The sequence below is a fragment of the Primorskyibacter sp. S87 genome, from assembly GCF_049801055.1.
In the GTDB taxonomy this organism is placed as follows: Bacteria; Pseudomonadota; Alphaproteobacteria; order Rhodobacterales; family Rhodobacteraceae; genus JBNAGF01.
This window is the reverse complement of the sequence record NZ_JBNAGF010000009.1, coordinates 60,336-87,284: the sequence shown is the minus strand read 5'-3', so window position 1 is coordinate 87,284 and position 26,949 is coordinate 60,336. Positions and strand designations below refer to the sequence as shown.

General features: G+C 57.3%; 23 protein-coding genes. 11 read left to right on the top strand and 12 right to left on the bottom strand.

Annotated elements, in window-relative coordinates; genetic code table 11:
* Positions 1-88: 88 nt before the first annotated feature.
* The 3 genes from leuD to ACP15U_RS15395 are packed head-to-tail and all read right to left on the bottom strand — an operon-like array spanning position 89 to position 2,906.
* Positions 89-700, bottom strand: a complete 612-nt coding sequence (gene leuD / locus ACP15U_RS15405) for a 3-isopropylmalate dehydratase small subunit (protein WP_425046041.1) — start codon at positions 698-700, stop codon at positions 89-91.
* Positions 700-2,106, bottom strand: a complete 1,407-nt coding sequence (gene leuC / locus ACP15U_RS15400; RefSeq protein ID WP_425046040.1) for a 3-isopropylmalate dehydratase large subunit — start codon at positions 2,104-2,106, stop codon at positions 700-702. The genes leuD and leuC overlap by 1 nt, the downstream gene beginning before the upstream one ends.
* Positions 2,106-2,906: a GntR family transcriptional regulator gene (locus ACP15U_RS15395; protein WP_425046039.1), complete on the bottom strand. Its 801-nt coding sequence runs from the start codon at positions 2,904-2,906 to the stop codon at positions 2,106-2,108. Before ACP15U_RS15395 ends, leuC begins: the two co-directional genes overlap by 1 nt.
* Before the next feature lie 145 nt (positions 2,907-3,051).
* Between ACP15U_RS15395 and ACP15U_RS15390 the strand changes: the two genes are divergently transcribed.
* From ACP15U_RS15390 to ACP15U_RS15365, 6 genes are read left to right on the top strand one after another with little or no spacing between them, the layout of a single operon-like run.
* Positions 3,052-3,618, top strand: a complete 567-nt coding sequence (locus tag ACP15U_RS15390; protein ID WP_425046038.1) for a nuclear transport factor 2 family protein — start codon at positions 3,052-3,054, stop codon at positions 3,616-3,618.
* Positions 3,615-5,309: a hydantoinase B/oxoprolinase family protein gene (locus tag ACP15U_RS15385; protein ID WP_425046037.1), complete on the top strand. Its 1,695-nt coding sequence runs from the start codon at positions 3,615-3,617 to the stop codon at positions 5,307-5,309. Before ACP15U_RS15390 ends, ACP15U_RS15385 begins: the two co-directional genes overlap by 4 nt.
* Positions 5,306-7,369, top strand: a complete 2,064-nt coding sequence (locus tag ACP15U_RS15380) for a hydantoinase/oxoprolinase family protein (RefSeq protein ID WP_425046036.1) — start codon at positions 5,306-5,308, stop codon at positions 7,367-7,369. Before ACP15U_RS15385 ends, ACP15U_RS15380 begins: the two co-directional genes overlap by 4 nt.
* A complete protein-coding gene (locus tag ACP15U_RS15375; RefSeq protein ID WP_425046035.1) occupies positions 7,366-7,986 on the top strand; it encodes a cysteine hydrolase family protein in 621 nt (206 codons plus the stop codon). Before ACP15U_RS15380 ends, ACP15U_RS15375 begins: the two co-directional genes overlap by 4 nt.
* Positions 7,983-8,849 (top strand): isocitrate lyase/PEP mutase family protein, encoded by an 867-nt coding sequence (locus ACP15U_RS15370; protein WP_425046034.1) that lies wholly within the window; start codon positions 7,983-7,985, stop codon positions 8,847-8,849. The genes ACP15U_RS15375 and ACP15U_RS15370 overlap by 4 nt, the downstream gene beginning before the upstream one ends.
* Positions 8,833-10,194: an FAD-dependent oxidoreductase gene (locus ACP15U_RS15365; RefSeq protein ID WP_425046033.1), complete on the top strand. Its 1,362-nt coding sequence runs from the start codon at positions 8,833-8,835 to the stop codon at positions 10,192-10,194. The genes ACP15U_RS15370 and ACP15U_RS15365 overlap by 17 nt, the downstream gene beginning before the upstream one ends.
* Before the next feature lie 248 nt (positions 10,195-10,442).
* On the opposite strand, the gene ACP15U_RS15360 is transcribed toward ACP15U_RS15365, so the two are convergent.
* From ACP15U_RS15360 to ACP15U_RS15345, 4 genes are all read right to left on the bottom strand, one after another.
* Entirely contained in the window at positions 10,443-11,585 is a 1,143-nt protein-coding gene (locus ACP15U_RS15360) for a DSD1 family PLP-dependent enzyme (RefSeq protein WP_425046032.1), read from the bottom strand.
* Positions 11,586-11,867: 282 nt separating this feature from the next.
* Complete coding sequence (locus tag ACP15U_RS15355; protein WP_425046031.1) at positions 11,868-13,208, bottom strand: nucleotide sugar dehydrogenase; 1,341 nt, start codon at positions 13,206-13,208, stop codon at positions 11,868-11,870.
* A gap of 284 nt (positions 13,209-13,492) precedes the next feature.
* A complete protein-coding gene (locus ACP15U_RS15350; protein WP_425046124.1) occupies positions 13,493-14,524 on the bottom strand; it encodes a sterol desaturase family protein in 1,032 nt (343 codons plus the stop codon).
* Complete coding sequence (locus ACP15U_RS15345) at positions 14,514-15,269, bottom strand: class II aldolase and adducin N-terminal domain-containing protein (protein ID WP_425046030.1); 756 nt, start codon at positions 15,267-15,269, stop codon at positions 14,514-14,516. The genes ACP15U_RS15350 and ACP15U_RS15345 overlap by 11 nt, the downstream gene beginning before the upstream one ends.
* An 89-nt stretch (positions 15,270-15,358) precedes the next feature.
* Here ACP15U_RS15345 and ACP15U_RS15340 point away from each other — a divergent pair, with 89 nt between their 5' ends.
* The 4 genes from ACP15U_RS15340 (at position 15,359) to ACP15U_RS15325 (ending at position 20,761) form a co-directional block, all read left to right on the top strand.
* Entirely contained in the window at positions 15,359-16,276 is a 918-nt protein-coding gene (locus ACP15U_RS15340) for a LysR family transcriptional regulator (protein ID WP_425046029.1), read from the top strand.
* A 159-nt stretch (positions 16,277-16,435) separates the two neighbouring features.
* On the top strand, positions 16,436-17,143 hold the full coding sequence (locus tag ACP15U_RS15335; RefSeq protein WP_425046028.1) for an ABC transporter ATP-binding protein: 708 nt from the start codon (positions 16,436-16,438) through the stop codon (positions 17,141-17,143).
* A gap of 6 nt (positions 17,144-17,149) precedes the next feature.
* Entirely contained in the window at positions 17,150-19,513 is a 2,364-nt protein-coding gene (locus ACP15U_RS15330) for an ABC transporter permease (protein WP_425046027.1), read from the top strand.
* A gap of 6 nt (positions 19,514-19,519) precedes the next feature.
* Positions 19,520-20,761, top strand: coding sequence for an efflux RND transporter periplasmic adaptor subunit (locus tag ACP15U_RS15325; RefSeq protein WP_425046026.1), 1,242 nt, complete (start codon positions 19,520-19,522; stop codon positions 20,759-20,761).
* A 28-nt stretch (positions 20,762-20,789) separates the two neighbouring features.
* Here the strand turns inward: ACP15U_RS15325 and ACP15U_RS15320 are convergent, their stop codons facing one another.
* From ACP15U_RS15320 to ugpB, 5 genes are all read right to left on the bottom strand, one after another.
* Positions 20,790-21,728 (bottom strand): glycerophosphodiester phosphodiesterase, encoded by a 939-nt coding sequence (locus tag ACP15U_RS15320; protein ID WP_425046025.1) that lies wholly within the window; start codon positions 21,726-21,728, stop codon positions 20,790-20,792.
* Complete coding sequence (locus ACP15U_RS15315) at positions 21,725-22,780, bottom strand: sn-glycerol-3-phosphate import ATP-binding protein UgpC (RefSeq protein WP_425046024.1); 1,056 nt, start codon at positions 22,778-22,780, stop codon at positions 21,725-21,727. Before ACP15U_RS15315 ends, ACP15U_RS15320 begins: the two co-directional genes overlap by 4 nt.
* A 12-nt stretch (positions 22,781-22,792) precedes the next feature.
* Positions 22,793-23,644 carry a sn-glycerol-3-phosphate ABC transporter permease UgpE gene (gene ugpE, locus ACP15U_RS15310; protein ID WP_425046023.1) on the bottom strand — a complete coding sequence of 284 codons (852 nt, stop codon included), beginning with the start codon at positions 23,642-23,644 and terminating at the stop codon, positions 22,793-22,795.
* Positions 23,644-24,525: a sn-glycerol-3-phosphate ABC transporter permease UgpA gene (gene ugpA / locus ACP15U_RS15305; protein ID WP_425046022.1), complete on the bottom strand. Its 882-nt coding sequence runs from the start codon at positions 24,523-24,525 to the stop codon at positions 23,644-23,646. Before ugpA ends, ugpE begins: the two co-directional genes overlap by 1 nt.
* Positions 24,526-24,595: 70 nt before the next feature.
* Positions 24,596-25,897 (bottom strand): sn-glycerol-3-phosphate ABC transporter substrate-binding protein UgpB, encoded by a 1,302-nt coding sequence (ugpB, locus tag ACP15U_RS15300; RefSeq protein ID WP_425046021.1) that lies wholly within the window; start codon positions 25,895-25,897, stop codon positions 24,596-24,598.
* Positions 25,898-26,045: 148 nt separating this feature from the next.
* On the opposite strand from ugpB, the gene ACP15U_RS15295 reads away from it, so the two are divergent.
* A complete protein-coding gene (locus ACP15U_RS15295; protein ID WP_425046020.1) occupies positions 26,046-26,948 on the top strand; it encodes a LysR substrate-binding domain-containing protein in 903 nt (300 codons plus the stop codon).
* Position 26,949 lies beyond the last annotated feature (1 nt).

The following is a 26,949-nucleotide window of genomic DNA, read 5'->3' as shown; positions in this document are numbered from 1 at the left end:
TTTGTCGTCCTCCACTGTTCTAGGGGTCGTATTCCCTATTCGTCTGGCCCGATTGCGGACCATGGGGCGCCGCGCAACGCGACGCGTTTCAATCCGCCGCGACGGGCCATGCCCAAGGTGCGGTTTGACTGCGTGTTTGTTTAAAGGCGGTTATGTCTGCCGCCCGGTTCATTGTCAGATCAATGTCATCCCATCCGTTCACAAGTTTTTCCGCCCAGCTGTCGTCCAGCTCAAACCCGGCCGAAAAAGTGCCAAGGGTGACCCTCCGGGACGAGATGTCGATCCGAATGGTTTGCGGGCCATCAACCAGTATGGTCTCGAGTTCAGCGCAGGTTTTTTCGTTCACCTGAGCAGGCAGAAGCCCATTATTGACGGCGTTGGCGGCGAAAATATCCCCAAAGCCCGGAGAGATGACTGCGCGAATGCCCGCATCCGCAAGTGCATAGACCGCTGCCTCACGCGATGACCCGCTTCCAAATCCCCGCCGTGTGACAAGAACGCTGGCGTCTGGGTGGCGGTTCAACGGGAATTCTGGTCGAAGACTTCCGGCGGCGTCGCGGCGCATATCATGCAAAAGATACGGGCCATATCCATCAGCGCGTGGGACGGACATGAAACGCGCTGGAATAAGCTGATCCGTGTCGATGTTTGCCTGTGGCAAACTCAATGCCAGGCCTTCATGTATCTGCCACCCCGTCATTACGCTGCCCTCGAGCTCATCAGATGACGCACATCTGTCAACGTGCCAGTCACCGCTGCCGCTGCCACCATTGCCGGGCTCATCAGATGGGTCCGCGCGCCACGGCCCTGACGGCCTTTGAAGTTCCGGTTTGTTGACGAAGCGCAGCGTTTCCCATTGTCCACAAGGTCGCCATTCATACCGACGCACATTGAACAGCCCGCAGCCACCCATTCCAGCCCGGCTTTGGTAAAGACACGATCAAGACCCTCGGCTTCTGCCTGGGCCTTGACCAACGCCGAGCCTGGTGAAATCAGCCCGGGAACCTTTGCCTTGCGCCCGCGAAGCACGGCGGCAGCCTCTCGCAGGTCTTCAATCCGCCCGTTGGTGCAGGAACCGATAAATACTTGGTCAACAGGCGTTCCTTCCAGACTTTGCCCAGGCTTTAATCCCATGTATTTCAGAGCCTCTCGCGCGGCATCCGCCTTGGCGTGGGGCACTTTGTCCGGGTCAGGAACGGAGGCGCTGATTGGCAAGGCCTGCTCTGGGCTTGTGCCCCATGTCACGGTCGGTGCGATCTCGGCAGCATCCAACGAGACTTCTCGATCAAAAAACGCGTCCGCGTCGCTAGTCAGTGCAGCCCAGTCGGCACACGCCTTGCGCCATGCTTCGCCCGACGGGGCGAAAGGCCGGTTCTCGAGATATTCAAAAGTTGCCTGATCCGGAGCGATCATGCCAAAGCGGGCGCCGCCTTCGATCGAAAGGTTGCATAGTGTCATCCGGCCTTCCATCGACAGGCTCCGGATCGTGCTGCCCGCGTATTCGACAGCATGACCTTGGGCGCCATCTGTGCCCAATCTGGCGATCCAGGCCAAGGCAACATCCTTGGCACTCACCCCCGCCCCCAAGGTACCGTCAACCGTTATGCGCATGGCTCTTGGTTTACGCTGCCAAACGGTTTGCGTTGCCAGAACATGGGCGACTTCGGTCGCGCCTATCCCAAAGGCCAACGCGCCGAACGCCCCATGTGTCGAGGTATGGCTGTCCCCGCAATTGATCAGCAAGCCGGGTAATGTGAGACCCTGCTCGGGCCCAATGACGTGAACGATCCCCTGGCTGGGGTCATCGAGATCAAAAAGCTTAAGGTCGTGTGACCAGGCATTGGTTCGCAACGTTTCGATCATCCGAGCGACCTGCGGATCAGCGATCTTTGATCGCCCCCGGGTCGGCGCATAATGGTCGACAACTGCAAAAGTCAGATCAGGTTCCGCAACCGCGAGGCCCCGTTCCTTTATCTTGGCAAAGGCATGGTGCGATCCCTCGTGAACCAGGTGTCGGTCTACCCACAGGAGCGACACACCGTCGTCACGCCGCAAAATCTCATGCGCAGACCAAAGCTTATCAAGCAATGTCAGCGCAGCACTCATCAGTTGCCCTTCTCGCCCTGCCCGATAGCCGGCTCCCAATGACGAGTGCTGCCTTGGCTCACGCGGGTAAGTGGCATTTCGAGCCTGAACATATCCGGACGATAGAGCCCCGACAGGTATTCGACACCGTTCCCATCGACGTCCCGAACAACCCGCCGCAGCGACAGCAGGGCCGACCCGACATCAACATCAAGTGCTTCGGCGACGTCTGGACCTGCCAGAGTGGCGCTAACCGATTGATGCGCCTCTTTGATCTGAACACCGCTGCGCTCAAGAAGCTTGAACAACGGTGTGGTTGCAAGGTCGTTCTCTGAATAGTTCTGGGCAATTTCCGCCGGCACATATGTTGTCAGATGTGAAAACGGGACGTCGTCGGCCAATCGCACCCGGGTAGCGATCTGGACCTTTCGCGCACTCTCAAGTTTCATTGCGGCTGCAACAAAATCCGGGGCTTCGCCGTAAGAAAAAGACAAAAGGCGGGCCGTCGTCTGCCGCCCCATTTCGACAAGCTGAGGCATCAACGTGTTGAAATCCATGGCCGCCCGTTGGCCGCCATCAGGCCGCGATCGAACCTTAGTTCCGCTTCCGGCACGTCGTTCGATCAGTCCATTCTGCGTGAGAGCATCCAATGCACGTCGAACGGTAACCCTCGAGACGCCGAAGGTCTGTGCAAGCTTTTGCTCTCCCGGCAAGGTCTCGCCATCGCTGAGCTCACCGCCCGCAATCTGATCATGCAGAGACAGATAGACACGCCGAGCCTTGGCGCCTTCTGGTAATTTCTGAACGGCCTCGGTCCGCAAGCCTGATTCCCTCATCGTTGTGCAGTGCAGGTTAGGTGTGTCACATTCAAAAGCAAGAAATAGTATCGAATTTATGCTAATTTTTTTATGTGGCATGATACAATATATGTATTACCAATAATACAGATTTTGAGGAGGAGCGCGAATGCCGATTGTTGATCTCCATATCCTTGAGGGCTATAGTCCTGAGGAAAAACAAAGACTTGGTCGAGAATTGACCAATGCAGTGCGATTCGTGGTTCCTGCCTCTCCCGACCTTGTAACTATGACAATTCACGAAATCCCGGCGGAAAACTACTACCGCGGTGGACTCAAACGCACCCCGGCACCTGCGCGTGCCGATCCGGTCGGAATCGTGCAGGACTACCTTGCCGCGATGGAGGCCCGCGAAATCGAAACAGCACGTTCATTCCTGTCGGATGAATTCGTGATGACTTTTCCCGGAACGGCGCCAATGCACCATCTGGAAGAGCTGATCGAATGGTCCAAACCGCGATACAAATTCGTCACCAAAACCTATGCAGGGTTTGACGCCATGCAGGGGCAAGACGACGCGGCAATCGTTTACTGCCGCGGCACACTTCAGGGCAGATACCTCGACGACAGCCCGTTTGAGGGAATTCGCTTTGTCGACCGCTTTGAAATCATCGACGACAAAATCGCAAGGCAAGACGTCTGGAACGACATGGCAGAAGTCAGGACAAAACCATGAGCAAGATTGACCCTATTACCCTCTCGGTCCTTGCCGGCAGAATGGAGCAGATCGCCGACGAGATGGACGCCACGCTCTTTCGCGCCGCCTTCAACCCGATCATCGCCGAGGCGCACGACGCCAGCCACGGGCTCTATCATGCTGCCTCGGGAGATACTCTGGTGCAGGGTAAATCTGGTTTGCCCATTTTCGTTGGGGTCATGTCGTTCGCAGTCAAAGCCGTTATCGAAAAAGCGGCAAGGGATGGCGATCTGGCAGACGGCGACATCTACATCTTCAACGATGCCCATATCGGCGGCACTCACCTATCCGATATGCGGCTGGTCCGCCCCTATTTTCGCAACGGAAAACTGTTTTGCTATCTTGCCTCAGTCGGGCACTGGCATGACGTGGGGGGCGCTGTTCCCGGCAACTACAACCCCGCGGCGACGGATGTTTTTCAGGAAGCCTTCAACCTGCCACCGGTAAAACTGGCCCGCAAAGGCAACATCAATCAGGACATCATCGACATTCTTCTGCGAAACACCCGCTTACCTCAATCTGCCCAGGGCGATCTGAACGGGCAACTCGGCGCCTTGGATCTCGGTGTAAAACGAATGGATGAGCTGCTGGACGAGTATGGTTCCGATACAATTGCAGCGGCGCTTGAATCGTTGGGACACCGTGCCGAAGCCTTGATGCGTTCCGAACTGACCGACCTTCCGGATGGGTGTTGGGAAGCCGAAGACTTTCTGGATAATGACGGGATCACCGACGAACCTCTGAAAATCAAAATCGCGCTGGAGATTCAGGGCGACCGGATGACGTTGGACTTTACCGACTCGTCGCCACAATGCGCCGGCCCCGTGAACATCGCGTTGCCGACCACCGTGGCAACTGCCTATGTGGCCATCAAACATGTCTTTCCGCTGCTGCCTGCCAATGCTGGTGTAATGCGCCCGATCGATGTGATCGTGCCCGAGGGCAGCCTGCTGTCGGCCCAGTTTCCTGCCCCAACCGGTGGCTATACAGAGACAATTCTTCGGATGATCGACGTCGTATTTTCTGCCTTTGCGCAAGCCGCGCCGGAACGTGTGGTCGCGAACGCTTATGGCACCATCAATGCGCTTTCGATCGCTGGCAAGCGCAAGAACGGGCAACCATGGGTCATGTTCAGCTTTTACGGCGGGGGACATGGCGGGTCGTCCGATACCGATGGATTAAACCACGGCAATGCACCTATTTCGACGGCCACGATCCCACCGATGGAGATTCTGGAGGCGGCTTACCCAGTCATGTTCCGCAAGTGGGCCTTGCGCCCGGACAGCGCCGGACCCGGCGCCCATCGCGGTGGGTTCGGGGCAGTTTATGAGATCGAAGTTCTGGAGGAAAATGGCGCCGAAGCGTTTCTCTTCGGCGAGCGTGGTCGTTTTGCACCAAAGGGGATCGCGGGCGGTGACGAAGCCGCTCTCAACAAGTTCACGTATGAACAAGATGATAGCTGGCATACTCCGCCTCTTGCTTCGAAAATGCGCGGGATCAGGTTGCGTGAAGGTCAGGCCGTCCGGCTCGAGACACCCGGCGGCGGTGGCTACGGCGCATCCGAAAATCGTGATACGGACGCAATCGCCAGAGATGTGGCGCGGGGACTTGTCAGCGAAACCGAAGCCGACCGCACCTACGGACCGGCATGGCGGGAGGTAAACCCATGAGCGGTCGGATGATTGGTGTCGACGTTGGCGGAACATTTACGGATGTTTTTGTTTTGGATGAGACAGACGGAACCGCCGCGGTTGCAAAGGTGCCCACCACGCGGCCGGACCAGTCGGCGGGGTTTCTCGACGGTATCGGTAGAGAGGTTCAGGATCTGTCCGAAATCTCGGTTGTCGTACATGGCACAACGGCGGGGACAAACGCACTCTTGGAGCGCAAAGGGGCCAAAACAGGAGTAATCTGCACCCAAGGCCTGCGCGACGTGCTTGAGATGCGTCGCCGCGATCGACCCCGGACATGGGGCCTGCGCGGTGATTTTGAACCAGTCGTGGATCGCCGCGACCGCCTTGAAGTTCCGGAACGCACGCTCGCAGACGGAACGGTTCGCACCGCCGTTGATCTGGACGCAGTCCGGGCGGCAGCACGGCAGCTGCAAGCGCAGGGTTGCGATGGTGTCGCCGTCCTGTTTGCAAATTCATATGCAAACACGACCAACGAAGACGCCGCAGTCGCTGCGCTGCGCGAAGTCTGGCACAATGAACATGTATCGGCCTCGTCTGAGATCCTGCCGGAAATCCGCGAATTCGAACGCTTTTCAACAACGGCCCTAAACGCCTATCTGCAGCCAGAAGTTTCTGGCTATCTTGGCCGCCTCGAGAACGCACTCAAGGACGGTGGCTTTGACGGCGAGTTCATGATCGTTCAATCGAATGGCGGAGTTATGGCTGTCGAAACCGCCTGCCGGCTTCCTGTCCGCACGGCACTGTCAGGCCCCGCGGCTGGCGTGATTGCTGCGGGTTACATTGCCCAGTCTGCGGGTTTCGAGAACATAATCACCGGCGACATGGGCGGAACCAGCTTTGATGTCTCTCTCATCGCCGAGGGGCAATCGATGCTTTCGCCACAGACCTCGATTGATTTCGGGATGGTCGTGCGCAATCCGATGATCGAAATAACGACTATCGGAGCGGGCGGCGGCTCGATCGCCTGGGTCGATAAGGGTGGCCTATTGAACATTGGCCCCGAGAGCGCAGGCAGCAACCCCGGCCCGGTTGCCTATGGGCTGGGCAATACCCGCCCTACGGTGACAGATGCCAATGTGGTGCTTGGTCGTATTGACCCCGACAACCCGATCGGCGGCAAGCTGGAACGGTTGGACATTGAGGCTGCCTCGAGAGCAATCGATAACCATGTTGGTTCACCACTGGGCCTGTCTACGGTCGAGGCCGCCGAGGCGATCCTGCGCGTGGCCAACAGTCGCATGGCAGGTGCCATCCGCCTGGTTAGCATTGAACGCGGTTTTGATCCCAAGCGCTTTGCCTTCATGCCTTTCGGAGGAGGCGGCGCATTGCATGCCGGTGCGATGTTGGCCGAGGTGGGTATCGCCCGAGCGGTGGTCCCGAGGTATCCCGGGGTAACTTCGGCAATGGGATGCGTCATCGCAGACATGCGGCAAGACTTCGTGCAAACGATCAACTCGCTGGTTGATACGCTGGACGCGGAAATATTAGGTGCCTTTATGCAGGATCACGCTGATCGTGGCATGGCCTTGCTCGACGCAGCCCGGACAAAATTCGAAGCCCGCGAACTCAGCTACGAACTCGACATGGCCTATGTTGGACAAACTCACACAGTTTCCGTGCCGCTCAAGATCAAGGCCGAAAACGGCAAGGTCACAGCCCCGACGCAGACTGAGATCGAGGACGCATTTGACTCCGCCTACGGCGCAACATTCGGCAGATTGCTTGATGGCGGTGTAAGGCGAATTCTGAACTTGCGCAGCGCGGTGACAGGCAAGCGGCCGAAATTTGATCTGAGCGCCTTGGCCCCGTCAGATGGTGGGAACTCCGAGCCGGTCGCACAGCGCAAAGTGCACTTCGGCGACCGATGGCAAGATACATCCATTTATGATCGCCTGACGCTGCCGGTCGGAACAGTAATCAAGGGACCTGCTATCCTGACACAGCCTGACACAACCGTGCTGATTGAACCCAACCTGCAAGGACGCGTTGACCGGTTTGGAAACACGATCATCGAACCGTTGGAGGAAACTAAATGAGCGATCTGACCAAATGGGATTTGTCGCGCACCGGCCTCCTGACGATAGATCTCCAAAATGACTTCATCCATCCTAACGGAGCCTACGGCCGCGCCGGCCAAAGCTCTGCGCAGATCTCCGCATTGCCCGATCGCATTGCGCCGCTGGCACGCGCAGTTCAGGCCAAAGGCGGCTGTTATTTCTCTGCGCAGTTCACCCTTGTTCCGGACAAGAACGGAGAACCGCTGATCGCACCGCATCTGAAGCAGTTGCGCCCGTTTCTTGGTAAAGGCGACTTTGCTCCCGGAAGCTTTGGTCATACGCTGGTCGACGCGTTGCAACCGGCTGATTTTGTCATTGAAAAAGTAGCCTATTCCGCCTTTTACCAGACCCGACTGGAATATCTTATGCACGCAGTTGGCATTGATCGTCTTATCGTTGGCGGCATCGTGACCAACGGCGGAGTGGCCTCGACTTTGCGTGACGCTCATCTGCGAAATATCGACACGATCATGCTGACAGATGGATGCGCCGCGTTCAGTGACGACGTGCATGAGGCAACGCTGATGTCGTTGGGAACTGTAACCCAACAGATGAGCTGCGCCGAAGTTCTTAACTGGATTGGGAATGCAACATGACCTTGAAATCCCGATTGAAAAGGCAAGAGATCGTCGTTGCGCCGGGTGTGTTTGATGGGCTGACAGCCTCACTTGCCGAAGCAGCCGGTTTTGAAGCGCTTTACCTCAGCGGAGCGGCTGTCGCCTACACGCGATTGGGCCGACCTGATATCGGGCTGACCACCGCCTCAGAGATGGCCGATACGATGACGCTTATCGCAGATCGCACCTCCCTGCCTGTGATTATCGATGCCGACACGGGATTTGGTAACGCGCTGAATGCCCAACGCACGATGCGGCTTTATGAACGCGCCGGTGCGTCCGCCCTGCAGGTTGAGGATCAGACCTATCCCAAGCGGTGCGGTCACCTTGCGGACAAATCGTTGATTTCTGCCTCGGAAATGACTGGCAAAATTGCCGCCATGGCAGATGCCCGTGCCAGTCAGGACACGCTGATCATCGCTCGAACGGACGCCATCGCAGTTGAGGGTTTTGCCGCCGCGACAGACCGTGCCGAGGCCTATCTGGATGCCGGCGCAGACGTCCTGTTCATCGAAGCCCCGCAAAGCCGAACGCAGCTTGAAGGAATCGCAAAGCAGTTTTCTGCACGCGTGCCGCTTTTGGCCAACATGGTTGAAGGTGGTGCGACGCCGATCACAGGGGCAGACGATCTCGAGACACAGGGTTTTTCCATAGTGATCTTCCCCGGCGGGATTGTCCGCGCACTGGCCCGGACGGCAAGGGACTATTACGACAGTCTTTCCAAGTATGGCTCGAACGCCCCTTTTTCCGACCGCATGTTCGATTTCGACGGGCTCAACGAGGTGATCGGAACCGGCGAGATGCTAGAGAGAGGCGCGCGCTACGATGGCTCCGACCGTTAAGGCTCCTCCGGAACGTTTCGATCTTGAGGTCGAAGCGCTTATTATTGGAGCAGGTGCGTGCGGCCTGATCGCCGCACTATCGGCCAAGGAAGCCGGGCAAGAGGTGCTCGTCATCGAAGCCGATGCCGTGCCATCGGGATCAACTGCCCTTTCAGCGGGGCTCATTCCTGCGGCGGACACGCAACTACAGAAAGCCGCCGGGATCAAAGACAGCCCGGATCTGTTTGCGGCCGACATCCAAGCAAAGGCGCATGGTCAAAACGACCCAGCTTTGGTGAAGTTGATGGCGCAGAATGCAGGCCCAGTCATTGACTGGCTATGTGAAAACCACGGCCTGCCGTTTTCGGTCATCAACGATTTTGATTACCCCGGCCATTCCCGACGTCGCATGCACGGATTGCCCACCCGGTCGGGCGCCGAGCTGATTGACGCACTGCGCAGCACCGCGGAACAGGCGGGAATCGATATCATCTGCGAACGCCGCGCCGAGACATTGTATTTTGCCGAAAACAAAGTGCATGGCATTGCCGCGCGCCTGCCCGGCGGCAGAGCAGAGTTGATCGGATGCGAGCGTCTGATCCTTGCGTGCAACGGGTTTGGTGGCAATCGTACCCTGGTCGCCGAACACATGCCCGAAATCAAATCAGCTGTTTGGTTCGGCCATGACGGAAACCGAGGCGAAGCGGTGCTTTGGGCAGATGCAATCAACGCCCGATTGGATCACTTGGGCGCCTATCAGGGGCATGGCAACGTCGCGCACCCGCACGGCATCCTGATCACATGGGCCACGATCACCGAAGGCGGCGTTCAAGTGAACCGCTCGGGAGAACGCTTCTGGAACGAAGCACAGGGATACTCCGAGGCGGCCCGAGCCGTTCTGTCCCAACCAGGTGGCGAAGCGATTGCGGTGTTTGACGAGCGAATTGCCGGAATAGCGCGACAGTTCGAAGACTTCAAACAAGCCGAAGCACAAGGCGCGGTCAAATCAGCCAGTACACTGGAAAAATTGGCCAGAAAATTTGACCTGCCGGCCGAGAACCTTCGCCGGGAGTTGGAATGCATTCCGCAGCGAGGGGCAGACCGCTTTGGCCGCCTATTCGAAACGCCCCCGCTTGCGCCACCATATATTGGTGTCCGCGTGACCGGAGCGTTGTTTCACACCCAGGGTGGCTTGTGTGTCGACGAAAAGGCCCGTGTTGTGACCCGAAATGCCACTCCGATCGCAAATCTTTTGGCGGGTGGCGGGGCTGCCTGTGGCGTGTCCGGCAGTGCTGACAGCGGCTACCTCTCAGGCAACGGCCTGCTTTCCGCCGCGGTTTTGGGGAGACTTTCCGGACTAGGATGAGGCGTGGCGGAGAACGCAGGATTGGTTCACCGACGGCTTGGGGCGCTGCTTGGGCAAGACACCAACCAGCGCCCTCGATCCCCGATGCCAACAACCGAAACGGTTGGGGGCATCGGGCCTAGTCAGACAGGCGCGTTGCTCAAGTCCGGAAAACGCCAGGAACAATCCCAGTTTCCATTCCGGTGATCCTGCGAAAGCCAACCAAGTCAATCTTGATGAAAACCTAGTTGGCCGTCGCGCTTAGAGGCCTACCATCCCCCAAAACGTTCCCAAGTCACCAGTTCCGCACCCGGTTCCTTGGGGATCACGTGATACCGCTGGTGTTGTGCGGCCGTGGCGCAGGCGTGGTTGGGGAGAATGCGAAGTCGGGTTCCCAACGGCAGTTCCGGCATTGTCGCGTCAGAGCCACTACGTACCGCGATCACGCCATGTTCCTGATTGGCTTGCGCCACCATAAGATCGGGGATCAACACACCGTTTTCGTCACAAACGAGACCGTACCCCTGATCGACCTGCTGGTTGGCGGTGCCACGGTCGCGCGACATTGCCATCCAGCCAGCGTCGCAGATCAACCAGCCCTGTTTTTCTTGATGCCCGATCACAGTTGTGAGGACGGATAAAGCGATATCATCAACCGAACAGACCTCGATCCCCGACATTACCAAATCAAAGAAGACGTATACGCCCGCCCGCATCTCTGACACGCCGGTCAAATCTGCGGCTGCATGGGCTGTTGGTGTTGAACCGACACTGACCGTCGGGCACGGCAGCCCTGCCTGCCGCAGCGCTGCTGCGGCGTCGACCACGGCGTCGCGTTCGGTCTCGGCAAACTTGCGTTGCGCTTCACGTCCGACGGCAAAGTAACTTTCACCGGCATGGCACAAAACCCCGGCCAGTTCTGCACCACCTTCATGCAGAATACGGCCGACTGATATCAGGATAGGGTCTTGCGGGGTCAACCCGCTGCGATGACCATCGCTATCGATTTCGATCATTGCCGGAATAGCGATGCCCGCCTCACGCGACGCTTTCGCGACCGCTTCGGCCTGCGCCTCGGAATCCAGAAGAACCGTCAACCGGCATCCGGCGCGATGCAAATCAAGCACGCGCTCAAGCTTGTTCAATCCGATACCGACGCCATAAACGATGTCCTTGATGCCATTGCGGGCAAATACCTCGGCTTCGGCCAGTGTAGACACAGTGGCGGCGGGATTTCGGGGGTTCAGGACATACCGTGCAGCGTCAACCGATTTCGTCGTTTTGAGGTGAGGTCGCAGAGAAACGCCAAGTTCGGCAGCATGATTGGCAAGGCGGTCGATATTGCGCTCCATCTTCGCTTCATCAACGAGAAGACACGGCGTAGGAAGAGTGGAAAGGCGTGAGTCAGACATTCAGAAATTTTCCTCCTGCAGAGAATTGGTTTTCTGTTTCGTAGCCGAGATTCCTCGCCCCCGCGCCTGCCAGCCAACGGGTAGGTGTCTTTCGGAATATTTGAAAGCAGGTAATTTCAAAGCTCCGGATGGGGTGAGCTGTCATCGAACGCAAAACAACTTCGATCGAATAATTTGGGTCGGCTATATCTCCTCGTTCTGGATGCCTCAAAGCATCCACTCTGATCGATGGGCAAATCGACGAATTCAGCACAGGCGTTCGGGAAAGCTCCGATCGCCAAATCAAGCAAGAACGAGATTATCCCCGCCAGCTCCGTGTTTGCGGCAGGCGTTGCGGGTATCCACGACCAGCGGCGCATGTTCCAGCAGGCCGGCATAGTCGACCTCATCATGGTCAGTCACGATCAGGGTTGCGTCAAAGTCCGCGGCCAGATCCTTCCGCCAGTGCAGGCTTTCCCTACCGGCCAGGGCTTGATGTTCCCTTGTCGCCGGGATCAACGGAACATGCGGGTCGAAGAAGGCAACCTCGGCGCCACGCGCTTCAAGGATCTCTATTATTTTCAGCGCAGGGCTTTCGCGCATATCGTCGACATTCTTCTTATAGGCAATTCCCGACAACAGAATCTTTGACCCACCTAACGGTTTGCCCAACCGTTCGTCCAATGCGCGAGCCAGGCTCTCCACCACACGGTAGGGCATCGCCGTGTTAATCTCACCCGCCAACTCGATGAAGCGCGCGGTGATGTCATGCTCGCGTGCTTTCCATGACAGGTAAAAGGGATCAATCGGGATACAGTGCCCACCAAGACCCGGGCCGGGATAGAATGGCATAAATCCAAAAGGCTTGGTTGCAGCGGCATCGATAACCTCCCAGATATCGATGCCCATCGGCTCGGCGATCTGCTTCAACTCGTTGACCAGCGCGATGTTGACGCTTCGAAAGATGTTTTCGGTGAGCTTGACCATCTCGGCGGTGCGCGTATCCGAGACCATCACGACCTCGTCGACGATTGCTTTGTAGAACGCTTCGGCCACGTCCCGGGCGGCGGCGCTGTCTGCACCCACGACCTTAGGAATGGTCGTGGTTGAATAATCCCTGTTGCCCGGGTCTTCGCGCTCGGGCGAGAACGCGAGAAATAGGTCTTCACCCATTGTCAGCCCGGAGCCCTCGAGGATCAGTGCCAGAACTTCGCGGGTGGTTCCGGGATACGTCGTGGATTCGAGAATGACCATCTGGCCCGGACGCAGGCGTGTGGCAATTTCTCTGGCCGTTGCTTCGAGATAGGACAGGTCGGGCTCTCGGTGGCGGGTCAGCGGTGTAGGCACGCAGATCACGATAAAATCCGGTTCCGCGAGGCGGTCAAAATCTGTGGTCGCCCCAAAACGTCCTGTTCTTACCGCCTCGGCAACCGCGGCATCACCGATATGTTTGAGGTAACTGTTACCCTCTGCAATCGCCGCACACTTGTCGGGGTCGATATCAAACCCGATTGTTGCAAGTCCACTTTGAACCGTAGCCAGACAAATCGGCAGGCCGACATAGCCAAGCCCAATCACGCCGACAACGGCGCTTTTGTCGTTCAGCTTGCCAAGAAGCCGCGCACGCGTTTCAGTTGCTTTCACGGATATGTCCATCACAGGAAATTACAGGCAAAGTGACTTACGAGAGCGGGTCGCAACCGGGGATTTCGGGTGTGGCAAACATCCTGCCGAGCTTAGCGCGGCCGTGCACGCCAGAGCCTGATGTCCTTCAGAAATGAGTGGTCCCGTCATCACCCGATCTCCCTAGTCCAACGGTTCCCGAGGCGCAATTGCAAACTCTGGGCTTTCTGGTGAATGTTACTTTTGAATTAGTGGTCTTCCCCGAAGTTCAACGGACACAGCCTTCTGCAAGAAACGTTGATTTGCTACCGGGTATACATCTGCTTTTTAAACTTGCGGGTTCGCTCGGTGGCTGCGGCCGTGCCATCGTGATAGGTGCCAAACCACTTGTCGAACGGGATCTCGGACGTACCGTAGTTACATTCGAAATACCTGTGATGCAGTTGATGGAAGAAGTCGCCGGAGCGAGCTGCCTCGGTGCCATTGGCAACAATCTTCTCGAAACCGGCATGAGACATAACCGGACTGATCTGTTGAAAATAGACGTGAAACAGCAAGTGCAGAGGGTTGGACGCCACAAGCAGATGCACGAAATAGGTGGTGAAGTAGAGCAAGTTTTCGAACCAGTGGTTGGAGATACCTGACCATGGCCCGATATTTACATTCCGGTGGTGTACCGCGTGAACATGCCGGTATAGCACCGGTTGATGTTCCAGCCTGTGCACCCAATAGAAATGCAGCCCGGACCACATCGGGATAAAAAACATCCAGACTACAAACCAGACCGGCGCAGAGTCCCAAGTGATGACAGGCGACCAACCATTCGCCATCACCCAGAACAACACCCATTGATAAACCGTCGCCACGGTCATGGCGCTGCCGAGGGTCCACCAGATGTTATCCCAAACCTGATTTCGAAAGGTGAAAACACCATTGTCCCGCGTCAGATCCCTACGGTCGAACTTGGTTTTCGTCCCCTGCCCTTTTCGGACGTAAAGCCACCAGTGCAGCCCACCGGCAACGATGGATTGGGGAATGATGTTGAGCAACCAGATCCGGAACATCCAACCGGGTTCAAACCGCGTCATATCCTCGAGAGGTGGCAAGAACCAGAAATAGACCGTCACGGCGATCACAAATGGCACTGTCAGAGCGGTGAGCTGCAACCAAGCGCCTCGATACCAATTGAACACCGCGACGGGACGCGGCGGCCACTCGAAAAGAGGATTCAGGCCAACCGGACCTGCCGGCCTGTGGTGCCACCGGGCATTTTCCGGATCGTCATCACCCGCCTTTCTCTGCTGGCCGGCAATGCTGTTTGCCGCGTCAACTTGCATAGGGATCCTTTTCGTCATCTAGGATTGCCTTGAGCTCTGACAGGTGGTGCTCTGCCTGGTCCGGATAGTCTTCGAGTTCCTGCGCGGTCTTTTCGGCAACTTCGTCGCTGAGAACCCGCAGCGGCATGCCGGTCTGCAGCGCGCGGATGTAGGTTTCCGCCGCTCTTTCAAAATAGTAGAGTCGGTTGAACGTATCTGCGACCGTTTCCCCGATTACCAATACGCCATGATTGCCCATGATCATGACCTTCACTTTCGGATCGGTCAGCATTCCGGCGCACCGCTTTCCCTCGTCTTCAAAGGCCAAACCGCCAAAGTTTTCGTCCACAACGTAGCGGCCAAAAAAGGTCGCAGTGTTCTGATCTATGGGCGGCAAGGCGCTGTCAGCAAGACAAGCCAACACGGTGGCGTAAATGGAATGCACATGCATCACACATCGCGCATGAGGGCAAAGCCGGTGTATCGACCCGTGCAGCCCCCACGCGGTCGGATCCGGCGCGTCGGGGCGTTGCATTGTTGTTGGATCATTTGCGTTTAGCAGCAGCAGATCAGATGCCCTCACGCGGCCGAAATGAACTTGATTGGGGTTCATCAGAAATCGCGATCCGTCGTCGCTTACGGCAAGGCTAAAGTGATTGGCTACGGCTTCGTGCATGTTCAGTCGAGCCGTCCATCGAAGAGCGGCAGCCATATCAACCCGTTCCTGCCAGTTCGTGAGGTTTTGCTGGTCTGCCACCTTCAACATCGCGCGCTCCTGATCGTTCGAATTCATCTTTGCAGTCTCAAATTGCGCTGACAAACAATGGATTCTCGGTTAAAGCATTAGGAAAATTAATGGCTGTATTTCGCATGACAAACCCGACTGCCGGCCTGCCCCCGCTCACGTGGCTGCGCGCTTTCGAAGCCGCTGCCCGCCATCTTAGTTTTACCCGGGCCGCAGCCGAATTGAATCTTACCCAATCTGCAGTCAGCCAGCATGTTCGCAGCCTAGAAGCTTTTCTCGGACGCGATCTCTTTGTCCGCAAACCACGTGCGCTGGCGCTGACCGAAGATGGCGCGAATTACCTACCAACAATCCGCGAAGCCTTTAATTTGCTGACAGATGGAACGCGCGCCTTCACGGGGGGAAACAGAGGGCGCAACCTGACTGTTCAATGCAACATGGCCTTCTCGGTTCTGTGGCTCGCGCCCCGGCTAAAGCGGCTCTATGCTCGCTACCCTTGGCTCGTCCTGAACATCGTAACACCGATCTGGGATCCGGAGCGGCATGCAGCCAACGCAGCTGTGGAAATCCGGTTCGGACGCCCGGAAGACATGACGGGCGAGGCCATGCGGCTGACGCAAGATCGCTTCTTTCCTGTCTGTGCGGCAGGTTATCTGGAAAGTGGCCATGACCTAAGGAACGCACCGCTGTTTGACTGCGCCGGCACAACAGGAACATGGAGCGCTTGGTTCAACTCGCGGGGAAAAGAAATGGTCCGCGATAGCGACGTCAACCTCGCCTCCACCTATGTCATCGCAATCACGGCTGCCCGAAACGGCTGCGGTTTTGCAATGGGGCATGACACTTTGGTGGGCGATTTTCTGGCCGACGGAACCCTGATCCGACCATTCGAACATTCTGCTCCGCTCACCGAAGGGTATTTTCTGATGCCGCCCTCATCCCACAATCAAACGCCAGCGTCTGAGGCATTTCTTGGCTGGATCAGAGACGAAATGAACACCTTTCTGGCTGTAGGTCGTCCAGTTTGACCATGGTAAGGCCCGGGTGGCCCATTGCAAACCAAGACTTATCAACCGGACCTGAGACGTTACGACGGGGTTTGCAATTGCCCGCAACCCTCTACTATCGAACCTACGCTAGTTGACACCAAGGGAAGACCGGTTCGACAGGGGGCATCTCGCGATCCAATGACAGACATCGCTTTCGAGATTTCGGGTTTGACAAAAACATATGGCAGCGGTGCCGCGACGGTGCGCGCCCTGCGTGGTGTGGACCTGACCCTCCCCAGCGGTGAAATCGTCGTTCTTCTGGGGCCAAGCGGGAGCGGAAAATCGACCTTGCTCAACATCGCCGGGGGGCTCGACCGGGCGACCTCGGGCGAGGTGCTGTTTCAGGGCCAAAGCCTGACAACAATGAGCGACCGGGAGCTGACCCGGTATCGACGGGATCACGTGGGGTTCGTGTTCCAGTTCTACAACCTCATGCCCAGCCTGACGGCCCATGAGAATGTGGAACTGGTCACCGAGATAGCGCGGGACCCAATGGACCCCGGCGAAGCACTGGACCTTGTAGGCCTTGGCGAGCGAACCGACCATTTTCCCGCCCAGCTGTCGGGCGGCGAACAGCAACGCGTCGCCATTGCCCGCGCGATTGCCAAGCAGCCGACGGTTCTTTTCTGCGACGAACCTACCGGGGCGCTCGACAGCCATACCGGACGATCTGTGCTGAGAGTGCTGAGCGACATCAACAAGAAACTCGGCACCACGATCCTGATCGTCACCCATGCCGCCGCGCAGGCGGAAATGGCAGACCGGGTGATCCGGTTCGCAGACGGGGATGTCAGCGAGGTAGAGCTGAACGATACTCCGTTGAGCCCCGAAGAAATTGTCTGGTAGGCCGAGATGTCGCCGCTGACCCGCAAACTCGGACGAGACATCTGGCGGATCAAGGGGCAAGCCATTGCGATTGCTCTGGTGGTGGCCGTCGGCGTGCTGATGCAGGTCATGATGACCGGGCTGGTTGCGTCGCTCGAAGAAACCCGCAAAACCTACTACGAACGGTATCGGCTGGCCGATGTGTTTGCTCCGGTCGCCCGTGCACCAGACCGTCTTATGGGCGATTTGTCAGCATTGCCAGGCGTGGCCAGCGTCGAACCGCGCGTGGTTGGAAGTGCGCTGGTGGATCTTCCGGACAGCGAGCTTCCGATTCAGGCTCAAGTTGTATCGCTACCCGACTTTGGGACCCCCAAGCTCAACGAAATTTACCTCACGGATGGCCGCCGGATGGAAGGGCGGCACGCCGACGAAGTCGTTGTTCTGAGAAGTTTTGCCAAAGCCCACAACATGAAGCCCGGCGATACGCTGACGGCGACAATGAACGGCTTTCGGCGGTCCTTTAAGGTGGTCGGTTTTGCCCAGTCACCAGAGTTCCTCTATACCGCTGCACCGGGCGAGTTCGTGTCTGATGACAGCCGCTTTGCGGTGATCTGGATGAGCCGCAGCGCCCTCGAAGCCGCATTCGACATGGAAGGCGCTTTCAACGAAGTGCTACTATCGCTTGCACAAGGCGCGGAATTACCCGAAGTGCTGGCTGCCACCGATCGTTTGTTAGACCGCTATGGCGGCCTCGGAGCCTATGGGTTGATTGATCTGATGTCGGATCGTTTCGTGTCCGAGGAAATTGACGGATTGCGCCGGACCAGTTCCAGTGTCCCGCCGATCTTTCTCGCGGTGGCCGCGTTCCTGCTCTACATCGTGATCTCGCGGATGCTGCAGGCCGAGCGCGAAGAAATCGGCCTGATGAAAGCCTTCGGCTACACCAGCATCGAGGTCGGAAGTCACTATTTCCAGCTTGTCCTTCTGATTGCCATCGGCGGTGCCGTCGCTGGATGTTTGGCCGGGATTGCCGCCGGGCGCGCGATGATTGATGTGTTTCTAGAATACTACAAGTTTCCGTTTCTCGTTTTCAGACTGGACCCTGCCTCATTTGCAATCGGATTCCTGACCAGTGTTCTAGCCGCATCGGCAGGGGGTCTGTTCGTTCTGCGGGGCATTTTTTCACTCACACCCGCTGTAGCAATGCGACCCCCTGCCCCGCCGGATTACAGCAAGTCGGCCCATTTTGGTGCCGGGTTAAGTCGCGTTCTTGACCAGCCCACCCGAATGGTCCTGCGCCGCCTCGTCCGCCAGCCTTGGCGCATGCTCAGCGCAACTGTCGGGATCGGAGCAGGCATTGCTCTGTCGGCGGCGATGGCGTCAATTCTCGCGAATTTCGACGAGATGCTCGAACTGACCTTCAACGTGGTCGACCGCAGCGATGTGACCGTGACGTTCATCCACCCATTGGAACAACGTTCGGTTTTTGATCTGGAAAGCCTGCCAGGAGTGCTCGAGGTCGAGCCGGTGCGTAATGTCCCGGCCATTCTGAAGAATGGGCTGACCACGTATCGGGGCGCGATCAGTGGGCTGGGCTCCGACGCGCGGCTCTATCGGGCTGTCGATGCCGACACACGCCAGATCGACATGCGGCCGGACGGGCTGATACTGGGACGCGGGCTGGCCAAGATTCTCGACATTGAGGCGGGCGATATGCTGAGCATAGATGTGCGCGAAGGTCGGCAGCCGAAGGTTGTTCTGCCGGTTGCGCAGGTTGCTCAAACCCTGATCGGCTCACCCGCCTACATGGAAATCGGCGCCCTGAATCGGGCGCTCAACGAACCTCTCAGGGTCTCCGGCGCCTATTTGCGGGTCGATCAAGCGCAATCAGCCGAAGTCTATCGCAAGCTCAAGGAAATGCCGATGGTTGCCGGGGTCAGCCTGAACTCCGAGGGTCGGGCGGCTCTGCAGAAGATCATGGATCAAGGGGCAGGGTCGATGCGCTATGTCATGGCCTTGATCGCCGCCGTGATCACTTTTGGTGTTGTCTATAATGCCGCCCGCGTGGCGCAGGCCGAACGATCCCGCGATCTGGCCAGTCTCAGAGTTCTGGGGTTTAGCCGCGCCGAGGTGGCATTCGTCCTGCTGGGGGAACTCGCCGTCGTGACCCTACTGGCCCTGCCTGTGGGTGGCGTGGCGGGTTACTTTCTGACCTTTGCCGTCTCTGAGGGGTTCAGCACTGATCTGTATCAGATACAGGCGTCCTTTAGTGCGGCTAGCTTTGGCGCATCGGTAATCGTGGTTCTGGTGGCTGCATCGATTTCGGGGTGGCTGGTGAAACGTGACATCGACCGGATGGATCTGGTCATGGCTTTGAAAACGAGGGAGTGACGAAGCATGGCACAAAAGAAAAAGCGATCTCGCCTGGCGCTGTCGCTTATCGCGGCCACCGTTGTTCTTGGCATCTTGATCGCTGCCTTCTGGCCGCGTCCGATGCTGGTAGACATGGCAGAAGTTACAAACGGGTCGATGCGGGTCACGATCAACGAAGAGGGCCGGACAAGAGTGACCGAGCCATATGTCGTGTCGTCTCCGGTTGCCGGGGAATTGCAGCGCGTTGCGGTTCTGCCAGGTGATCGTGTGCAGCGTGGTGAAACTGTCGTGGCCCGGATGCGCCCGGCCAACCCGTCTGCGCTGGACGTCCGAACCCGGGAACAAGCGCTGGCCTCCGTCCGGGCTGCCGAAGCGGCGCTGCGAGTAGCTCAAGCGGATCTGGCAGCTGCAGTCGCCACGCTTGATTACAGCAATAGCGAACTGGAGCGATACAAAACCCTCGTCGAACGAGAGATCGCCAGCAAGGTTGTGCTGGAACGGGCCGAGCAGGCCTGGCGCGTGGCTCAGGCCAATCTGGACACGGTAAACGCCGCCATCGAAATGCGGCAGGCGGAACTAAAAAACGCCCGCGCCCGTCTGATCGGGATCGAAGACCAGGGGCTGGCAAATGCGATTTCCCAAGATGCCTATAACACGCCGAGTATCCCGCTCAGAGCGCCGATCGACGGCACCGTTCTGAAAGTCATGCACAAGAGCAAAACGACCCTACCCGCAGGCGAACCCATTCTCGAGATCGGCGATGTCGATGGGGATCTTGAAATCGTCGCCGAGCTTCTTTCTTCGGATGCTGTGCAGGTGTCGCAAGGCGACCGGGTGATCGTTACGAATTGGGGCGGCATCCGGGATCTGGAAGGCACCGTGTCGCGGATCGATCCTTATGGTTACACCAAATACTCCGCTCTCGGTGTCGAAGAGCAGCGGGTCGAGACCACGATTTCCTTCGCCGAACCCGAGGCCCAGTCAAATGGTCTCGGCCATGGATACCGCGTCGAAGTCCGGATCGTCGTGTGGCAATCAGTGGATACGTTAATCGTGCCGTCGAGCGCCCTGTTCAAGCGTGCATCCGATTGGTCAGTCTATGTAGTCGCGGATGGAAAAGCACAGCTTCGCGACGTTGAGATTGGACAGAACAACGGGGTACAGGCACAGGTTCTGGGTGGGTTAGAGCCTTCTGATACCGTGATCCTGTTCCCTTCTGCAGGTCTTGAAGACGGTCAGCTTGTTGCGCCCCGTCTGCTGGAATGAAACCCTCGGATAATGGCCTATATGTCCATCACGACCATCGGTATCCCATGTCAAGAAGGCACCGCTGCAACCGGCCGGGATAGTCCGTGACAATTCCGTCCACACCCGCAGCGACCATCGCCGCGATATCGTCAGGTTCATTGACAGTCCAGGTTGAAACCAAGAGCCCAAGAGCATGGGCCTCGGCAACCTGATCGGGCGTGACATCCATAAAGTAAGGACACCACATCTGGCCCCCGGCATCTGCAACGGCCCGGGGAACGGAAACCGACAGTGTTTCAAAATCCGGGCCGACAGCCTTGGAGGAATCCTCTCCGGGGTCGTCGCTATTCTCCGGCCTTTGGGACAGGTAGGACGTCGGCATGTCCGGCGCCTGCCTGCGGCATTCATCAAGCAGGTTCCAGTCAAAACTATGCAGGATAGTGCGGGGCTCAAGCGCTCGCTTTCGCACTTGCGTGACCACCGTTGAAACAAAGTCCGTGCGCGCCTTAGAATCGATTTCTTCGGCCGGATCGGATTTCAGTTCAAGCAGCAGATGCAAGTCGCCGTTCTCGGGTTGGCATGCAAGATCAAGCAAATCCGTTAGGGCTGGAATTCGCAACCCGGTCAGAAAGGCCTGATCGGGAAATCGGCGCCCGTAAACAGTTTGACCATCCAGCCCGCCAACATCCAACTCACGGATTTCTGCGAATGTCAGATCTGCCACGCTGGGCTCTTCACCCTGCAGCCAGTCGCCATTGCCGTCCCGGGTTGCCGCGCTCGAAAGTCGATGATTGTGGGTGATTACGGGAATGTTGTCCCGTGTCAGGATCACATCAAACTCAAGTGCCCCGGCTCCGACACTTACGGCGAACTCGAAGCTGGGCATGGTATTTTCCGGCAGAACCCCCCGCGCCCCACGGTGACCGATGAGGCGGACCAAGCCGTCGCCGCCCCTGAACCCGGAAAGTTGAGGAAAATCTGTCACGCCCCGATCCGCTTGCCTGTTTCAGCATCAAACAGGTGCAACAGATCTGCCGACACAGAAAATCCCATGACAGCGTCCGGCGCAGCGCTGATATGGCCGGGTATGCTGACAACGATTTCATTGTTGCTGCCTTCGAGCGTGCCATGCAGCAGGGTGTTGGCGCCGAGATGCTCAAACAGCCCGACCGAGACTCGAATAGGCCCGTTTTCGTCCGCCTGCAGGTGTTCCGGTCGCAGGCCAAGCGTAATCTTTCCTGAAGCACCTGCTCCACCGGGAATCTGTGCACCGTTCTCCAGTGTCAAACGACCCTGTTCCGCCGTTGCCGGAACAAAATTCATCGCCGGACTGCCAATGAAACCAGCGACAAAAACTGTCTGTGGGCGGTCATAAAGCTCGATCGGCGTGCCGAATTGCTCGACGTAGCCGCCATTCAAAACCATCAGCCGATCACCCAGTGTCATGGCTTCGACCTGATCATGAGTCACGTAAATCGACGTCACCCCAAGACGCTGTTGCAGCTTGCGAATTTCAAGACGCATCTGAACCCGCAGCTTGGCATCAAGGTTCGACAACGGCTCATCAAACAGAAACACCTGCGGATCGCGGACGATGGCCCGACCCATTGCAACGCGTTGGCGCTGCCCGCCGGAAAGCTGTCGCGGCTTTCGGTCAAGGTATGGCCGGATTTCAAGGATATCGGCGGTTTCTTCGACCCTGCGGTTGATCTCGGATTTGTCGATCTTTCGGATCTTCAGCCCATAGGCCATGTTTTCGCGTACGGACATATGCGGATACAGCGCGTAGTTCTGGAACACCATCGCGATATCCCGATCCGCTGGTTCCAGCTGGTTCACCACCCGGTCGCCAATGCTGATCTGGCCCGATGTCACGGTTTCCAACCCGGCAATCATCCTGAGCAATGTGGATTTTCCACACCCCGAAGGGCCGACGATAACAACCAGCTCTCCGTCTTCAATCTGTCCGTCGACATGATGAAGAACTTCGGTTTGGCCATAGGCCTTTACAAGATCCTTGAGATTGATGGATGCCATATCTTGCCTTGCCTATTTGTCAGTCTCGGTCAGCCCTTGCACAAAGAGCTTCTGCATTGCGACCACCACGAAAACCGGCGGGATCATCGCCAGCAGCGCGGTCATCATGATGATGTTCCACTGCGGCGATTGCTCGGCGGCCTCAAGCATCTGCTTGATGCTCATCACGATGGTGGTCATGTCGGTATCGGTGGTGATCAAGAGCGGCCAGAGATACTGGTTCCAGCCATAGATAAAGAGGATCACGAACAGCGCCGCAATATTAGTGCGCGACAATGGTATCAGTATATCCCAAAAGAACCTGAGCGGCCCGGCACCATCAATGCGCGCACTTTCCAGCATTTCGTCGGGAATGGTCAGGAACACCTGTCGGAACATGAAGGTCGCCGTAGCCGAGGCGATCAGCGGGATCGACAACCCCCAATAGCTGTTCAGCATACCCAGATCGGCAACCACCTCGAACGTAGGAAGAATCCGAACCTCGACCGGCAGCATCAGGGTGATGAAGATCAGCCAGAAGAACCCCATCCGAAACGGAAACTTAAAGTAGACGATAGCAAAGGCCGAAATCAGCGAGATCGCGATTTTGCCAATTGCAATCATCATTGCCATTGCCAACGAGTTCAGCAGCATTCGCCAGACCGGGGCAACCTCGGTTCCGGACAGTCCGGCGCCAAACAGAGTTTGTTTGAAGTTCTCCCAGAAATGTCCGCCCGGCATCATCGGGATTGGCGCCTGCGTCATTCGAACAGCATCATGCGTGGCGGCAACAAAGGTGATCCAGATCGGCAGCGCAACAATGGCAATTCCGAGGATCAGCACGAAATGCGAAAGCAAAGCAAGGAAGGGGCGGTTCTCAACCATCAGTATTCCACCTTCCGTTCGATGTATCGGAACTGAACCACCGTCATGGCGATGACCAATGCCATCAGGATAACCGATTGTGCGGCCGAGCCTCCAAGGTCGAGCCCAACAAACCCGTCATTGTAGACCTTGTAGACAAGAATCGTTGTCGCATTGGCCGGACCGCCTTGCGTCACGGCGTGGATGATCCCGAAGGTGTCAAAGAAGGCATAAACAGCATTGATGACCAGCAGGAAGAAAGTCGTGGGCGATATCAGCGGGAAAATGATTGTTGCAAACCGCCGTATCGGCCCGGCCCCGTCTATCGCGGCTGCTTCGATCACCGAGCGAGGGATCGCCTGCATCGCCGCCAAATAGAACAGGAAATTGTAGGCGATCTGTTTCCAGGCGGCTGCAAAAATCACCAGCGCCATAGCCTGTGAACCGTTCAGATAGTGGTTCCAATCAACCCCAATCATGTCGAGTAGAAAGGGAAAAATCCCCAATGTCGGGTTGAACATGAACACCCAAAGCGCGCCCGCCAAAACCGGAGCCACGGCATATGGCCAGATAAGTAACGTCCGATAGGTCATCGCTCCCCGGATTACCCGGTCGGCAAAACCTGCAAGGAGCAACGCGGTGAACATGGAAAGAAAGGCAACCGCAATCGAAAAGAAAATCGTGCGCCCAAAACTGTCCCGATAATGCTGGTCCTGAAGCAGATAGGCAAAATTCTCGAACCAGACGAACTCGGTCGACAACCCAAATGCATCTTCAATCAGGAACGACTGGTATATCGCCTGGCTGGCGGGCCAGATGAAAAACACCAAAGTGATGATGATTTGCGGCGCCACCAGAAGATACGGCAGTACCGATGTCGGAAAGTGGACACGTTTAAGCATTCACGCCTCGGGTGAGCCTGTCAGAAGAATGATTGCCCCGACGGGGAGGAGCCGTCGGGGCAAGGCGCGTTTACTTGGCCGAGCGTTCAAACTTGCGAAGCAGGTCATTGCCGCGTTCAGCCGCAGCATCCAGAGCTTCGGAAGCCGACTTGTCACCAGCCCAGAGCGCCTCCATCTCTTCGTTGATGACGTCCCGCACCTGCACGAAATTGCCAAAGCGGATCCCGCGCGAGTTGGGCGTCGGCGCGTTCAGGCTCAACTGTTTGATGGCAGTGTCGGTGCCAGGGTTGCTTTCGTAAAAGCCCTGGCTCTTGGACAGTTCAGCAGCGGCCGATGTAATCGGAACATAGCCGGTTTCCTGATGCCACCATGCCTGAACCTCGGGCGAGGAGAGATAGGTCATGAACTTGGCCAGACCCTTGTATTCTTCGCCCTCATGCCCGGCCAACGCCCAGAGGGTCGCTCCGCCGATGATCGAGTTCTGTGGGGCCGATGCCACATCGGTATCCAGCGGCAACATGGTCTGGGCAAACTCGAACTTGGCCTGGCTGACCATCGAGCCGTAATAGGCCGAAGAGTTCATCCACATGCCGCATTCGCCATTTGTGAACAGGGGCAGGCTGTCACCACGTCGGCCACCGTATTTGAACAGGTTGCCTTCGGACATGGAGGCAATGTCATCGAGCCGGGCCGCCACTTTGTCGTTGTTGAAAGTGAATTCGGTATCGAACCCGGCAAAGCCGTTTTCCTTGGTTCCCATCTCAAGGTCATGCCAGGCCGAGAAGTTCTCGATCATCACCCAGGACTGCCAGCCGAAGGACAAGCCGCAATCCATGCCGCTGTCAACCAGCTTCTGGGCGGCCATCTTGACGTCGTCCCAAGTGGTCGGAACATCAGCACCTGCCCTTTCAAACGCGTCCTTGTTGTACCACAGAACCGGTGTCGAGCTGTTGAATGGCATCGACAGCAACTCGCCATCGGGCGTTTGGTAGTAAGAGATCACCGCCGGAAGAAAGGCACCTTTGTCGAACGGCTCGCCCGCGTCCTTCATCAGCTGTTCCATCGGATAGATCGCACCTTTGGCAGCCATCATGGTCGCCGTGCCAACCTCGAAAACCTGCACCAGATGCGGATGTTCCTTGGCCCGGAACGCAGCCACGGCGGCGGTCATTGTTTCGGTGTAATTGCCCTTGTAGACCGGCACGACCTTGTAGTCGGACTGGGTGGCGTTGAAGTCAGCCGCCATCTTGTCGATGCGCTCTCCATTGGTGCCACCCATGGCGTGCCACCATTGAATCTCTGTCTGCGCAAAACCAATTCCGGCACTAAAGGCCAGAGCCGAGGCGCCGATAGACAGTGTTTTCAGAAACATTTTTTCCTCCCTGGATTTTTTATTGGTCGGATCATCGGGCAGGCCAGAAAATAACTCAAGCAAAACTTTTTTGACGCACAAAATAACAGTTTGTTATAAATCGGTTACGTTGGGCAAAAGGCGCTTCGGGGCAGAACAGGGTAAAGTATTGAAATTTAAGCTCAGACAACTCGAAGCATTCCGTGCGGTCGCACAGGCTGGGTCCGTAACTGGCGCGGCGGCGGAACTTGGCGTCTCGCAACCCGCGGTAAGCAGGTTGCTGGCAGATTTTTCGAAATCGGTCGATCTTCCCCTGTTCAGGCGAGAAAGCGGCAACCTGATTCCCACCGCCGAGGCCGAATACATGTTGGCCGAAATCGGGCGGGTGTTTGACAGCCTCAACCATCTTGAGGATCTTCGCCATAACCTGAAAAAACGCACCGCTGGCCACCTTCGCATCGCGTGTCTGCCGGGATTTGCCACAAGCCATCTGCCAGACGCTCTCACCGATTTTCTGAAGGATCGTCCGCAGGTCACGGTGACGCTTGAACCAGACCGACCGGAACGAATTCTGGAGTGGATCATCGGGCAGCAATATGATTGCGGAATAACCGACGGTTTTAATGGCCACCCCGCGATCGAGAGCACAGATGTGCCCATTGGAACCGTGTGTATCATGCCCGCAGGTCACCGCCTTGCAGGCAGGGCATCAATCGAACCAGGCGATCTGAAGGACGAAAAACTCATTCATTCGAGGCGGGACAGTCCCTTTTTCCGCCACCTGCAGGCGGCGTTCACGGATCACGACGTTCAAATGAATTCGTGGATCGAAGTGCGGCAATTCACGGCCGCTTGTACAATCGTCAGCAAGGGGCATGGCGTTTCGGTCGTCAGTGCCCTTGATGCAGAACAATTTCGAGACCGCGGCATCGTGATTCGTCCATTTGAACCCCAGATCGTGCATCGCTTGTCGCTGCTTCGACCCATCGCCGGCAACAACTCGCCGCTGGTTTTGGATTTCCTGCGGCATTTCTCAGACAGCCTGACCCCATTTGCCCCCCAACGGGCCTGAG